Below are 11,893 nucleotides of genomic sequence, written 5' to 3' on the forward strand. Positions count from 1 at the left end.
TCAATCCCGTGCCTGTCAGGCACTTATCCCCTTATTTCCAACCCCGGCGCGTGAGCCCGGAGATCAGAGATTTCCCTTGCGTCTGTCGTCTTCGCTGGCCGCGAGCGGCTTCACCACCGGATCCTTCACCGGATAGAACGTGTAGGACAGCGTGATCGTGTTGAGACCGTCGTTCTCGTGGTCGTCGGCAATCGACGGATCGACGTAGAACACGACCGGCATCTCGCGCTTCTCGCCGGGCGCCATGGTCTGCTCGGTGAAGCAGAAGCAGTTGATCTTCTGGAAATAGGATCCGACCGTCAGCGGCGCGACATTGTAGGCGGCCTGGCCTGCGGTGGTCCGCGCGGCCTGGTTGGTCACAGTGTAAAAGACGGTCACGACCTGGCCGATATTGACCTCGATCTCGCTCTGCTCCGGTACGAACTTCCAGGGCAGGCCGGGCGCAACGTTGGAATCGAAACGCACCGCGATCTTGCGTGCGATCGGACCGCTGGCCGGCGCCGAGGTCGCGACCTGGGTCGTGCCGTTGAAGCCGGTGGCGCGGCAGAACCAGTTGTAGAACGGCACCGCCGCGTAGGAGGCGCCGACCATCAGCGCGACCACGCCGCCGCAGATCGAGGCGACCACCACGTCGCGGCCAAGCCCCTTAGCAGGCCTGCGGCCTTTGGTGGCCGTCCGGCTCTGATCCTGCGATATGGTCGACTTCTGATCCATGTTTCCTACATCGGCCGGACGAGCACGGCCGGCCCCTTGACCATGGTCACGGCGAAGAACAGCACCACGAGCACGCCGAGCGCGAGCGCGATCGCAATCGAGCGCTGACGACGGCTCTTCTTCTGCGCCTCGGTGAGGACGATTCCATCTCTCTCGGGTTTGTCGGCCATTCCTGCGATCATGCGCCCCCTACCATCGGCGCAAGCGCCCGGAACACGACCTCGGCCAGCAAGGTCGCAAACAGCGCAAACAGATAAAGGATGGAGAACGCGAACAGCTTGCGGGTCGCCCGCAGCGATTGGCTGCGCTCGCGACGGACATAGACGTTGATGGCGAACGCCAGCATGCCGGCGCCGAGGATCAGCGAGACGATGCCGTAGATGGCGTCGAAATAGCCGAGCGCCCAGGGCGCAGCCGCGACCGCGATCAGCACGATGGTGTAGAGCAGGATCTGAAGCCGCGTCGCGTCGGGACCGGCGACATTGGGCAGCATCGGAATGCCGGCGCGGGCGTAGTCGTCGGAGCGGAACAGCGCCAGTGCCCAGAAGTGCGGCGGGGTCCAGAAGAAGATGATGGCGAACAGCAGCAGCGGCTCGACGTCGACCGTGCCTGTGACCGCGGCCCAGGCCACCACCGGCGGCAGCGCGCCGGCGGCACCGCCGATCACGATGTTCTGCGCGGTCCAGCGCTTCAGGCCGATCGTGTAGATCACGACGTAGAAGAAGATCGTGAAGGCGAGCAGCGCGCCCGCGATCCAATTGACCAGGATGCCGAGCGTCATCACCGAGAAGAAGGCGAGCGTCATGCCGAAGGTCATCGCCTCGGGACGGGTGATGCGGCCGCGCGGAATCGGCCGGTTCGCCGTGCGCGACATCTTGGCGTCGATGTCGCCTTCGAGCGCCATGTTGAGCGCCCCGGACGCGCCGGCGCCGACGGCGATGCAAAGCAGCGAGGTGAAGGCCAGCACCGGGTGGAAATGCCCGGGCGCCATCGCCATTCCGACCAGCGCGGTGAAGATCACCAGCGACATCACCCGCGGCTTCAGGAGCGCGATGTAATCGCCAACCTCCGCTTCGGAGATGCGGGGATTGATGTCGATGGCGTTGTGGTCGAGGACGGACACTGGATTGACTCGCTTCGTTGTCGAGCCGCGGCGCCCGTCACGGGCGCCGCGAGCATTGGCTTACTGCACGCGGGGCAGCACTTCGAACTGGTGGAAGGGCGGCGGCGAGGGCAGCGTCCATTCCAGCGTGGTCGCACCTGCACCCCACGGATTGTCGCCAGCCGGCACCTTCTTCGCGAAGGCGTCGATCACGCAATAGAGGAAGATCAGCACGCCGAAGCCGGAGATGTAGGAGCCGACCGACGAGACCAGGTTCCAGCCCGCGAACGCGTCGGGATAATCGACATAGCGGCGCGGCATACCCGACAGACCGAGGAAGTGCTGCGGGAAGAACACCAGGTTCACGCCGATGAAGGTGACCCAGAAGTGCGCCTTGGCGAGCCCTTCATTGTACATGTAGCCCGACATCTTCGGGAACCAGTAGTACCAGCCGGCGAAGATCCCGAACACCGCGCCGAGCGACAGCACGTAGTGGAAGTGCGCGACGACGTAATAGGTCTCCTGCAGCACGCGGTCGACGCCGGCATTCGCCAGCACCACGCCGGTGACGCCGCCGACGGTGAACAGGAAGATGAATCCCACCGCCCAGATCATCGGCGCGCGGAACTCGATCGAGCCGCCCCACATCGTGGCGATCCACGAGAAGATCTTCACGCCGGTCGGGACCGCGATGACCATCGTGGCGGCGACGAAATAGGCCTGCGTCGCCGAGGACATGCCGACCGTGTACATGTGGTGCGCCCACACCACGAAGCCGATGCCGCCGATCGCGACCATGGCGTAGGCCATGCCGAGATAGCCGAACACGGGCTTGCGCGAGAAGGTCGAGACGATCTGGCTGACCATGCCGAAGGCGGGCAGGATCAGGATGTACACTTCGGGGTGACCGAAGAACCAGAACAGATGCTGGAACAGCACCGGATCGCCGCCGCCTTCGGGATTGAAGAACGTCGTGCCGAAATTGCGGTCGGTGAGCAGCATCGTGATCGCACCGGCGAGCACCGGCAGCGACAACAACAGCAAGAACACCGTCACCAGGATCGACCACACGAACAGCGGCATCTTGTGCAGGGTCATGCCCGGTGCGCGCATGTTGAAGATGGTGGTGATGAAGTTGATGGCGCCGAGGATCGACGAGGCGCCCGCCAGATGCAGCGACAGGATCGCGAAGTCGACGGCCGGGCCCGGATGGCCGGAGCTCGACAGCGGCGCGTACATGGTCCAGCCGGCGCCGACACCGTTGGCGCCCGGCTCGCCCTCGACGAAGGTCGACATCAGCAACAGCGCGAACGAGGCCGGCAGCAGCCAGAACGAGATATTGTTCATGCGCGGGAACGCCATGTCGGGCGCACCGATCATCAGCGGCACGAACCAGTTGCCGAAGCCGCCGATCATCGCGGGCATGACCATGAAGAAGATCATGATCAGGCCATGGGAGGTCACGAACACATTGTAGGTGTGCGTCTCGTGGAAGATCTGCACGCCCGGATACATCAGCTCGGCACGGATCGCGATCGACATCGCGGCGCCGATGACGCCGGCGATGACCGCGAAGATCAGGTACATCGTGCCGATGTCCTTGTGGTTGGTCGAATAGACGTAGCGCCGCCATCCGGTCGGATGGGCGTGCTCGTCATGTCCGTGGTCTTGCGCGTGATCGCCGTGTGCCGCTGCGCTCGTTGCCATTTTCTAATCCTGCCTTGCGTCCCGATCGGACCTCTGGAGGTCCCGCCTTATGTCGCTTTCAGTTTCCTCGACCCCGTCACCTGGCGCTTACTGCGTCGGGCCGGCCGTGGAGGCGTAGGTACTGGTGCCGCCGCTCGCGTATTTCTTCTTCGCCGTCTCGACCCAGGAAGCGAACTCCTGGTCGCTCACCACGCGGATGGCGATCGGCATGAAGGCGTGGTCCTTGCCGCACAATTCCGAGCACTGGCCGTAGAACATGCCGGTCTTGGTGGCCTTGAACCAGGTCTCGTTGAGCCGGCCCGGAATGGCGTCGATCTTGACGCCGAAGGCCGGCAACGCAAAGGCATGAATCACGTCGGCGCCGGTGACCTGAACCCGGACCACCTTGTTGACGGGCACCACCATCTCGTTGTCGACGCCGAGCAGACGAGGCTGCTTGTCCTGCGCCATCAGCGAGTCGAACTCGAACTTGCCGTTATCAGGATAGGCGTAGGACCAGTACCACTGCTTGCCGGTCGCCTTGATGGTCAGATCCGCCTTCGGCACATCGAGCTCGAGGAACAGGAGGCGGAAGGACGGCACCGAGATACCGACCAGAATCAGCACCGGAACGAGCGTCCACGCCACCTCGATCAGCGTGTTGTGCGTGGTCCGCGACGGCACCGGATTGGCTCGCGCGTTGAACTTCACGACCACGATCACGAGCAGCGCCAGAACGAACAGCGTGATCAGCGTGATCAGCACGAAAAGGAAATTGTGGAACCAGACGATGTTGTCCATCACCGGGGAAGCGGACTGCTGAAGCGTCCACTCCCACGCAGCCGGTTGCCCGAGCTCGGCAAATGCCGCACCGCCCGTCGCCAGCGTCAGACCCGCTACGGCCAATCCCAGCAAGTGCCGGCCCACCGGGCCCATCGACATCTTCATGCCGTTCGCGCTCCCCTAACGAAATCACCCCAAGTGCATTCCCCTATTTTCGGGAAACGCTTTATTCGATCCCCCCGTCTGACAAACCGCCGCGCAAGAATACCTCTAAGAGGAATTGGGGCCAGATCGCTAGAACGCCGAAATCAAGCCTCTCAAACCATAATTCTTGATCTATCGCAATGCAGTCTTGAGGCTCGTCTGTCAGCCATCACCCGCAAGATATTTCCCAGTAACATCAGACAAAAATACCGTTTCCCGGGATGCTGCCGCTTGACAGCGGAATTGCCCGCGGTAGGCACTGGCGGACAGCCGCACAGGAACCTGATTCGTGCGGGCGACGGCGGCCGTGGCGGCGTGGAATTTGCTTGCGAATCGCCTTCAAGACGCCGTCATTCCCGTATCAGTCCGCCTGACGCGAGCGACCCAGGCGAGCAGAGGGCCGACCCGATGGGGTTTTCGAGATCCATGGCAAGGCGGGCTAAAAGCCAGGCTGGCGGCCTCACGATGCTGGCCGCCCTGCTGGCGGCAGTCGTCGTCCTGGCGCTTCCGGGCCTCGCCCATGCGCAGGGCGCGGTGCGCTCCGTCCATGGCGACTGGCAGATCCGCTGCGACACCCCGCCGGGCGCCCAGTCCGAGCAATGTGCCCTGATCCAGAGCGTGGTGGCCGAAGACCGCTCCAACGCCGGCCTGACCGTGATCGTCCTCAAGACCGCCGACCAGAAGAGCCGCCTGATGCGGGTCGTCGCCCCCCTCGGCGTTCTCCTGCCCTCCGGCCTCGGCCTCAAGCTCGACAACCAGGATGTCGGCCGGGCCGGCTTTGTCCGCTGCCTGCCCAATGGCTGCGTCGCCGAAGTCGTCATGGACGACAAGCTGCTCGGCCAGCTCCGCACCGCCAAGACCGCGACCTTCATCATCTTCGAGACCCCGGAAGAAGGCATCGGCTTCCCGCTCAGCCTGAACGGGCTCGGCGAGGGATATGACAAGCTGCCGTAGGGCGAAGGCGGTTAGACCCGCGAATCTATTGTTTCCGTAATGTGAGACTTGGCGCCCTCGCGGAACTGCCGGGAAACCATTATCTTGCCTCACATCCCCCGATAATGGACGGACGCATGACCAACCCTGCCACAACCTCCCTGCTCGACCGCGCCAATCTCGACCGCGACCAGGTTCGCCACGAGCTCGCGCGCGGGCTTGCCGGTGCCGACGACGGCGAATTGTTCCTGGAATACAGCCAGACCGAAGCGCTGATGTTCGACAATGGGCGGCTGAAGCAGGCGACCTACGACACCTCGCAAGGTTTTGGCCTGCGCGCCGTCAAGGACGACGCGGTCGGCTACGCGCATTCCTCCGACGTGTCGCTGCCGGCGCTGATTCGCGCCGCGGACGCGGTCGCGGCCGTGCGCGGTGGCTATTCCGGCAGCTTCGCCGCGCCTCCAGCGCATACCAACGTGCGGCTTTACAGTGACGACAATCCGCTCGATGCCCCCGGCTTCGAGACCAAGGTCAAGCTGCTCGCCGAGATCGACGCCTATCTGCGCGACAAGGATCCGCGGGTGCGGCAGGTCAGCGTCAGCCTCGGCGCGACCTGGCAGGTGGTCGAGATCCTGCGGCCGGACGGCGAGAGCTATCGCGACATCCGCCCGCTCGTGCGCGTCAACGTCTCCGTCGTCGCCGGTCAGGGCGACCGGCAGGAGAGCGGCAGCAAGGGCTATGGCGGCCGCGCCGGCTACGCCGAATTCATCGAAAGCAAGAATTGGCGCGACGCCGCCGACGGCGCGCTGCGCGAAGCTCTCGTCAATCTGGAATCGATTCCTGCCCCCGCCGGCGAGATGGACGTCGTGCTCGGGGCCGGCTGGCCCGGCGTGATGCTGCACGAGGCGGTCGGCCATGGCCTCGAAGGTGACTTCAATCGCAAGAAGACGTCTGCGTTTGCCGGCCTGATGGGCCAGCAGGTCGCGGCCAAGGGCGTGACCGTGGTCGACGACGGCACCATTGCCTCGCGCCGCGGCTCGCTGTCGATCGACGACGAGGGCACGCCGACCAACCGCACCGTGCTGATCGAGGACGGCGTCCTGGTCGGCTACATGCAGGACCGCCAGAACGCGCGGCTGATGAACATGAAGCCGACCGGCAACGGCCGCCGCCAGGGCTATGCCCATGTGCCGATGCCGCGCATGACCAACACCTACATGCTAGCGGGCGACCGCGATCCGGCCGAGATCCTGGCGTCGGTGAAGAACGGCGTCTTCGCCGCGAATTTCGGCGGTGGCCAGGTCGATATCACCTCGGGCAAATACGTGTTTCAGTGCACCGAGGCTTACAAGATCGAGAACGGCAAGATCGGTGCGCCCTTGAAGGGCGCCATGCTGATCGGCAACGGGCCGACCGACCTGCATCGCATCCGCATGATCGGCAACGACCTCGCGCTCGATACCGGCATCGGCACCTGCGGCAAGAACGGTCAGGGCGTGCCGGTCGGCGTCGGCCAGCCGTCGCTGTTGATGGAACGCATTACGGTGGGTGGAACAGGCGGATGAGTGTCGAGAAGATAACTGTCACCACCAAACGGAAGAGCAGCGGCTGGGCCGGCCAGCTCGTGCAGCTCGCCGGCATCGTCGCGGCGGTGTTCATCGCCAAGGGTGCGCTGGCCGAGCCGTTCTACGTGCCGTCGGGCTCGATGGAGCCGACGCTGTTGATCGGCGACGCATTGATTGCCTCGAAATTCCCCTACGGCTACGGCACCTCGTCGCTGCCGATCCAGATCAACCTGCCCGAGAGCGGCCGCGTGTTCGCGGAGACGCCGAAGCAGGGCGACGTTGTCGTCTTCCGCTGGCCCGGCGACCGCTCGCAGGCCTGGGTCAAGCGCGTCGTGGGCCTGCCCGGCGACCGCATCCAGCTGCGCCAGGGCCAGCTCTTCGTCAACGACCGCCCCGCCGAGTTGAAGCCGGACGGCGTTGGCGCCGCCGAGGACGACAATGGCGGCAGCGAACCCGCCTATCGCTATGTCGAGACGCTGCCGAACGGCGTCTCGCATCTGATCTTCAAGATGCGCGACAATGGTCCGCTCGACAATACGCAGGAAGTGACGGTGCCGGCGGGCCATCTCTTCGTGCTCGGCGACAACCGCGACAACTCCGCCGACAGCCGGGTGCCCCTGCGCTCCGGCGGCGTCGGCATGCTGCCGATCGACAATCTGGTCGGCCGCGCGGATGCCGTGCTCGGATCCTGGGATCTCGGCATCCGGGGCCAGCCGGTGTGGACTTGGCTGTCCGGATTTCGCATGGCGCGGTTTTTCACCGCCGTGCATTGAAGGCTGGAATGTCCTCACCTCTCTCCTGCACGCGGGAGAGGGAGCGCAAGAGTAATGATCCGCGACGAATTTCTGGCTCTCGCCCTGCGAAATCCGTTCAATGCGGCGATCCTCGATAAAATCCATCGCCGCGCGCTGCCGGATGCGTGGCTCGTCGCGGGCTGCCTGGTGCAGACGGTGTGGAACGCGCTCACGGGCCGCCCGATCGATCACGGCATCGCCGATTACGACGTGTTCTATTTCGATTCCGACACCTCATGGGAGGCGGAAGACGCGGTGATCCGCAAGCTGCACGCGCAGCTCGCGCATCTCGGTCCCAGGGTCGAAATCCGCAACCAGGCGCGCGTGCACCTTTGGTATCCCGGCAAGCACGGTCTGCCCTATCCGCGCTTGATGCGCGCGACCGACGGTATCGACCGCTTCCTCACGGAGAATACGCAATTGGGCATTCGCCCTGCCGGTCGGGATTTCGACGTCTACGCGCCGCACGGGTTCGACGACATCGCGAAGCTGATCGTGCGCCCCAATCGGGCGCCGAATTTTTCAGCCGCCAGTTACGCGGCGAAGGCGGCACGCTGGAAGACGCTATGGCCCGAGATCACGGTGATCGCGGCCGAGTGAGATGCCCGCTTTACCCTCCCCGTCATTGCGAGGAGCGAAGCGACGCAGCAATCCAGACTGCCACCGCGGAAGCGATTCTGGATTACTTCGCTACGCTCGCAATGACAGCGGTGAGAGCTGCATGCTACCGCACCACGCCCGACGTGAAGCCCGCCTTCCGCCGCGGCGGCTTGATTTCCTTTTTCAGGAAGCAGCGCGCTTCGCGTCCGGTGTAGCCCGGGCGGGCATAGGTGAAGGCGCGGCATTTGTTGTCGGCGGTGCAGACGGCTTTGCAGGCTTCTTCGCCTTCGCCGTCCTTCATCTCGAAATTGCGCAAATCGCCGCCGGGGCGGTCGATCGAGGTCTCCACGCCTTCGACACGCGGCTCGATCACGCCGGCGCCGCGCACACCGGAGATGCAGCAGCTTCCCGGCACACGCGCAGGCACCGTGTTCTTCAGCCAGCACACCGCCGAGCCGCCTTCGACGTCGGGATAGCTGAAGCTCCACGAGCGGCAACGGCGGTCGCGCTCGCACAGCAGCGCGCAATCCTCCGGATCGCCCGACGTGACCGGGGTGCTGAAATAGTCTCCGCCGGGCCGGTCGAACGCCGTCTGGGCGCGCGCTGGCCAGCTCGCAAACGCGAGCGAAAGCAGCGCGGCGCAGGCCACGACGCTTGCCATTGCGGCCAGGCGGCCCTTCCCCATCGGAACAGCTTTCGAGTTATTGACGACGCTCGGGTTTTTCAGCCGGCCATTTGATCGCCGCAAACCTGTACGGGCGATGAACGGCTCGGCTCCTGACCGCTGGCCTTGTGTCCTAGAACGCGTATTCCGCGTAGGCCGGTTCCACCGAGCCGTTCCAGGGACCGTTGAATTTGTCGAGCATCTCCTCAGCCGGCGTGCGGCCGGAATCGATGATGCGATCGAGCGGCTCCAGATGCCTGGTCTCGTCGCGGCCGAGCTGGTCGATCCGGCCGCGCCGGCGCAAGCCGGCATGTGCCAGAACGAGGCACTCCTTGGCGATCTCGAACAGATAGCGGTCCTTGATCCGCGACTTGAAGCCGAAGCGCGGCACGTCGTCGCGCAGGGCCTGGCGCTCATGCGCGCTCCAGTGCTTCACCAGGTCCCAGGCGGCATCCAGTGACACATCGTCGTAGAGCAGCCCGGCCCAGAACGCCGATAGCGCCGGCAGACGGCCCCACGGGCCACCATCGGAGCCGCGCATCTCGAGATAGCGCTTGAGCCGCACCTCCGGGAAAATCGTCGAAAGATGGTTGGCCCAATCCGACAACGTCGGACGTTCCCCGGGTAAATTGTTGTTGCGGCCATCGAAGAAGGCGCGGAACGAGGAGCCCGAGACATCGATGTAGTCCTCGTCACGCTTGACGAAATACATGGGCACGTCGAGCGCGTAGTCGACATAGCGCTCGAAGCCCATGCCGTCCTCGAATGCCCACGGCATCATGCCGGCGCGCGCGTTGTCGGTGTCGCGCCAGATCTCGGACCGGAAGGAGAGAAAGCCGTTCGGCTTGCCCTCGGTAAACGGGGAGTTGGCGAACAAGGCGGTTGCGACCGGCTGGAGCGCGAGCGAAACACGCAGCTTCTTGACCATGTCGGCTTCGGAGGAGAAGTCGAGATTGGTCTGGACCGTGCAGGTCCGGTACATCATGTCGAGGCCGTACTGGCCGACCTTCGGCATGTAATTGGTCATGATCTTGTAGCGGCCCTTGGGCATCACCGGGATGTCGGCGCGCGACCAGGACGGCGTCATGCCGAGCCCGAGAAAGCCGATGCCGAGCGGCGTTGCGATCTCGCGCACCTGCGCCAGATGCGCCATCAGCTCGCTCTGGGTCTGGTGCACGTTCTCGACCGGGGCGCCCGAAAGCTCGAACTGCCCGCCGGGCTCCAGCGAGATCGCGCCGCCGCCGGTGACGTCGTAGAGGCCGATGATGTTGCCCTTCTCCATGATCGGCTCCCAGCCGAGCAGGAGTTTCATGCCTTCGAGCAGCGCGCCGATACCGCGCGGGCCTTCGTAGGGCACCGGGCGGTGGCCTTCGAGCGTGAACGGTGTCTTCTCATGCTCGGTGCCCATGCGGAATTCGGACGGGTCCTTGCAGCCTTCCTCGAACCACTTGACGAGCTCGTCACGCGATTGCAGCGGCGTCATATCGATCTGGTCTCGCGCCATATCAGACTCTAATCAAAAGCGCTTCGATCGAACGCGCGTGGGTGACAGGGATGGTCCGCGCAGCCACCGGCTGCACGGACGAGCTGGTTTGCCGCGCGATCATCGCAACGGCGTGGTTTCGTTGACGTGGGCCGGCGGCAGTTTCATCTCGCCGCACGAGCAGCCGAGACGGTCGAGCAGACCGCTGAGCTTGACGGCATCAGCATCGGACAGTTTCGAACCGACATATTTCTCGATCGCGGCCGAATAGGCGCCCCACATCCGCTTCTGCAATTCGCGGCCGGCTTCCGTGATCTCCACGAACTGGCCACGCTTGTCGATCTTGCATTCACGCCGCGAGGCGAGGCCTTCGTCGACCAGGCGGTCGATCAGCCGCGATGTCGAATATTGCGGGATCAGCATCTGGCGTTCGAGTTCGACCGGCCGGAGCTCGCCCGAGGGCGCCCGTGACAGTTCGAGCAGCGCGTCATACCATGCCAGCGGCGGGAAGCCGGCCTTCTTCAGGTCCTGCTCGACGCAATTGAGCACGCGGCTCTGCACCCGCATCAAGCGGATCCAGGCGGAAGTTGCCTCGGTCGATGGTTTGCGTTTCATGGTCCCGCTCAAGCTCGTCGCCCGTCTCTTACCCTATTCGATGCACCTGCATCAATCTTGACTATTTCAAGCAGATGCATGTAGTCGTTCTTTCGCCTGAGCCAAGCAACAAGAGGAGGAAATTCCATGAAATTGTACTATTCGCCCGGTGCCTGCTCGCTATCCCCCCATATCGCGCTCCTGGAAGCCGGCCTGCCCTATGAACTGGTCAAGGTCGATATCCGGGCCAAGAAGCTCGAAAACGGTGAGGATTATCTGAAGCTGAACCCCAAGGGCCAGGTCCCTGCGCTGGGCCTCGATAGCGGAGAGATCGTGACCGAAGGCCCGGTGATTGTCCAGATGATCGCCGATCAGGCCTCAGCCAAGGCGCTGGCGCCGGCCCACGGCAGCGCCGAGCGCTACAAGCTGCTCGAATGGCTGAACTTCCTCACCTCGGAGGTCCACAAGAGCTTCGGCCCGATGTTCGCGCCGGCCCTGAACGACGAGGCCAAGGCCTTCTTCAAGGACCGCGTCATGGGCAAGCTGAAATACATCGACAGCCAGCTCGCCGGCCGCGACTACCTCATGGGCAAGCAGTTCACGGTGGCCGACGGTTATCTCTTCACGATGCTGACCTGGGGCGACCGGATGAAGTTCGACCTCTCGGCGATGCCGAACCTTGCCGCGTACAAGACCCGCGTCGCGGCGCGGCCGCAGGTGCAGGAAGCGATGAAGAAGGAAGGGCTGATTCAGGCGGCCTGAGGCGCAGAT

At 64.2% G+C, this 11,893-nt stretch carries 13 protein-coding genes; 5 read left to right on the forward strand and 8 right to left on the reverse strand.

Annotated features, from left to right (window positions below; all coding sequences use genetic code 11):
• Window positions 1-63 precede the first annotated feature (63 nt).
• The 5 genes from ACVIN2_RS17395 to coxB form a co-directional block, all read right to left on the reverse strand.
• A complete protein-coding gene (locus tag ACVIN2_RS17395) occupies window positions 64-714 on the reverse strand; it encodes a cytochrome c oxidase assembly protein (protein ID WP_456766472.1) in 651 nt (216 codons plus the stop codon).
• 5 nt (window positions 715-719) lie between these two features.
• The gene (locus ACVIN2_RS17400) at window positions 720-896 is read right to left on the reverse strand and encodes a CoxF protein (protein WP_456766473.1); all 177 of its coding nucleotides are present in this window, start codon (window positions 894-896) and stop codon (window positions 720-722) included.
• Window positions 893-1,837 (reverse strand): heme o synthase, encoded by a 945-nt coding sequence (locus ACVIN2_RS17405; protein WP_007605062.1) that lies wholly within the window; start codon window positions 1,835-1,837, stop codon window positions 893-895. The genes ACVIN2_RS17400 and ACVIN2_RS17405 overlap by 4 nt, the downstream gene beginning before the upstream one ends.
• A gap of 60 nt (window positions 1,838-1,897) precedes the next feature.
• Complete coding sequence (gene ctaD, locus ACVIN2_RS17410; RefSeq protein WP_007605061.1) at window positions 1,898-3,523, reverse strand: cytochrome c oxidase subunit I; 1,626 nt, start codon at window positions 3,521-3,523, stop codon at window positions 1,898-1,900.
• Window positions 3,524-3,610: 87 nt separating this feature from the next.
• On the reverse strand, window positions 3,611-4,450 hold the full coding sequence (gene coxB, locus ACVIN2_RS17415) for a cytochrome c oxidase subunit II (protein ID WP_247362964.1): 840 nt from the start codon (window positions 4,448-4,450) through the stop codon (window positions 3,611-3,613).
• A gap of 447 nt (window positions 4,451-4,897) precedes the next feature.
• Between coxB and ACVIN2_RS17420 the strand changes: the two genes are divergently transcribed.
• The 4 genes from ACVIN2_RS17420 to ACVIN2_RS17435 all read left to right on the forward strand — a co-directional run bounded on the left by ACVIN2_RS17420 (window position 4,898) and on the right by ACVIN2_RS17435 (window position 8,381).
• Window positions 4,898-5,443, forward strand: coding sequence for an invasion associated locus B family protein (locus tag ACVIN2_RS17420; RefSeq protein WP_007599430.1), 546 nt, complete (start codon window positions 4,898-4,900; stop codon window positions 5,441-5,443).
• A gap of 116 nt (window positions 5,444-5,559) precedes the next feature.
• On the forward strand, window positions 5,560-6,987 hold the full coding sequence (gene tldD / locus ACVIN2_RS17425) for a metalloprotease TldD (RefSeq protein ID WP_456766474.1): 1,428 nt from the start codon (window positions 5,560-5,562) through the stop codon (window positions 6,985-6,987).
• Window positions 6,984-7,760 carry a signal peptidase I gene (gene lepB, locus ACVIN2_RS17430; protein WP_027515268.1) on the forward strand — a complete coding sequence of 259 codons (777 nt, stop codon included), beginning with the start codon at window positions 6,984-6,986 and terminating at the stop codon, window positions 7,758-7,760. Before tldD ends, lepB begins: the two co-directional genes overlap by 4 nt.
• A 54-nt stretch (window positions 7,761-7,814) precedes the next feature.
• On the forward strand, window positions 7,815-8,381 hold the full coding sequence (locus ACVIN2_RS17435; RefSeq protein ID WP_456766475.1) for a nucleotidyltransferase family protein: 567 nt from the start codon (window positions 7,815-7,817) through the stop codon (window positions 8,379-8,381).
• A 124-nt stretch (window positions 8,382-8,505) separates the two neighbouring features.
• Here ACVIN2_RS17435 and ACVIN2_RS17440 read toward each other — a convergent pair whose 3' ends face one another.
• The 3 genes from ACVIN2_RS17440 to ACVIN2_RS17450 all read right to left on the reverse strand — a co-directional run bounded on the left by ACVIN2_RS17440 (window position 8,506) and on the right by ACVIN2_RS17450 (window position 11,143).
• Window positions 8,506-9,066 carry a PAN domain-containing protein gene (locus ACVIN2_RS17440; protein WP_456766476.1) on the reverse strand — a complete coding sequence of 187 codons (561 nt, stop codon included), beginning with the start codon at window positions 9,064-9,066 and terminating at the stop codon, window positions 8,506-8,508.
• 112 nt (window positions 9,067-9,178) lie between these two features.
• The gene (locus ACVIN2_RS17445; protein ID WP_456766477.1) at window positions 9,179-10,549 is read right to left on the reverse strand and encodes a glutamate--cysteine ligase; all 1,371 of its coding nucleotides are present in this window, start codon (window positions 10,547-10,549) and stop codon (window positions 9,179-9,181) included.
• 99 nt (window positions 10,550-10,648) lie between these two features.
• A complete protein-coding gene (locus ACVIN2_RS17450; protein WP_007599417.1) occupies window positions 10,649-11,143 on the reverse strand; it encodes a MarR family winged helix-turn-helix transcriptional regulator in 495 nt (164 codons plus the stop codon).
• A gap of 126 nt (window positions 11,144-11,269) precedes the next feature.
• Here ACVIN2_RS17450 and gstA point away from each other — a divergent pair, with 126 nt between their 5' ends.
• Complete coding sequence (gene gstA, locus ACVIN2_RS17455) at window positions 11,270-11,884, forward strand: glutathione transferase GstA (RefSeq protein ID WP_007605052.1); 615 nt, start codon at window positions 11,270-11,272, stop codon at window positions 11,882-11,884.
• The last annotated feature ends 9 nt before the right edge of the window (window positions 11,885-11,893 follow it).

The organism is Bradyrhizobium sp. USDA 3650 (assembly GCF_054057395.1).

What these genes read in the sequence shown, in the direction of transcription:
- ACVIN2_RS17450 (WP_007599417.1), bottom strand. Translation starts at nt 11,143, where the DNA reads ATGAAACGCAAACCATCGACCGAGGCAACTTCCGCCTGGATCCGCTTG.
- gstA (WP_007605052.1), top strand. Translation starts at nt 11,270, where the DNA reads ATGAAATTGTACTATTCGCCCGGTGCCTGCTCGCTATCCCCCCATATC.
- ACVIN2_RS17445 (WP_456766477.1), bottom strand. Translation starts at nt 10,549, where the DNA reads ATGGCGCGAGACCAGATCGATATGACGCCGCTGCAATCGCGTGACGAG.
- tldD (WP_456766474.1), top strand. Translation starts at nt 5,560, where the DNA reads ATGACCAACCCTGCCACAACCTCCCTGCTCGACCGCGCCAATCTCGAC.
- ACVIN2_RS17400 (WP_456766473.1), bottom strand. Translation starts at nt 896, where the DNA reads ATGATCGCAGGAATGGCCGACAAACCCGAGAGAGATGGAATCGTCCTC.
- lepB (WP_027515268.1), top strand. Translation starts at nt 6,984, where the DNA reads ATGAGTGTCGAGAAGATAACTGTCACCACCAAACGGAAGAGCAGCGGC.
- coxB (WP_247362964.1), bottom strand. Translation starts at nt 4,450, where the DNA reads ATGAAGATGTCGATGGGCCCGGTGGGCCGGCACTTGCTGGGATTGGCC.
- ACVIN2_RS17440 (WP_456766476.1), bottom strand. Translation starts at nt 9,066, where the DNA reads ATGGGGAAGGGCCGCCTGGCCGCAATGGCAAGCGTCGTGGCCTGCGCC.
- ACVIN2_RS17435 (WP_456766475.1), top strand. Translation starts at nt 7,815, where the DNA reads ATGATCCGCGACGAATTTCTGGCTCTCGCCCTGCGAAATCCGTTCAAT.
- ACVIN2_RS17420 (WP_007599430.1), top strand. Translation starts at nt 4,898, where the DNA reads ATGGGGTTTTCGAGATCCATGGCAAGGCGGGCTAAAAGCCAGGCTGGC.
- ACVIN2_RS17395 (WP_456766472.1), bottom strand. Translation starts at nt 714, where the DNA reads ATGGATCAGAAGTCGACCATATCGCAGGATCAGAGCCGGACGGCCACC.
- ctaD (WP_007605061.1), bottom strand. Translation starts at nt 3,523, where the DNA reads ATGGCAACGAGCGCAGCGGCACACGGCGATCACGCGCAAGACCACGGA.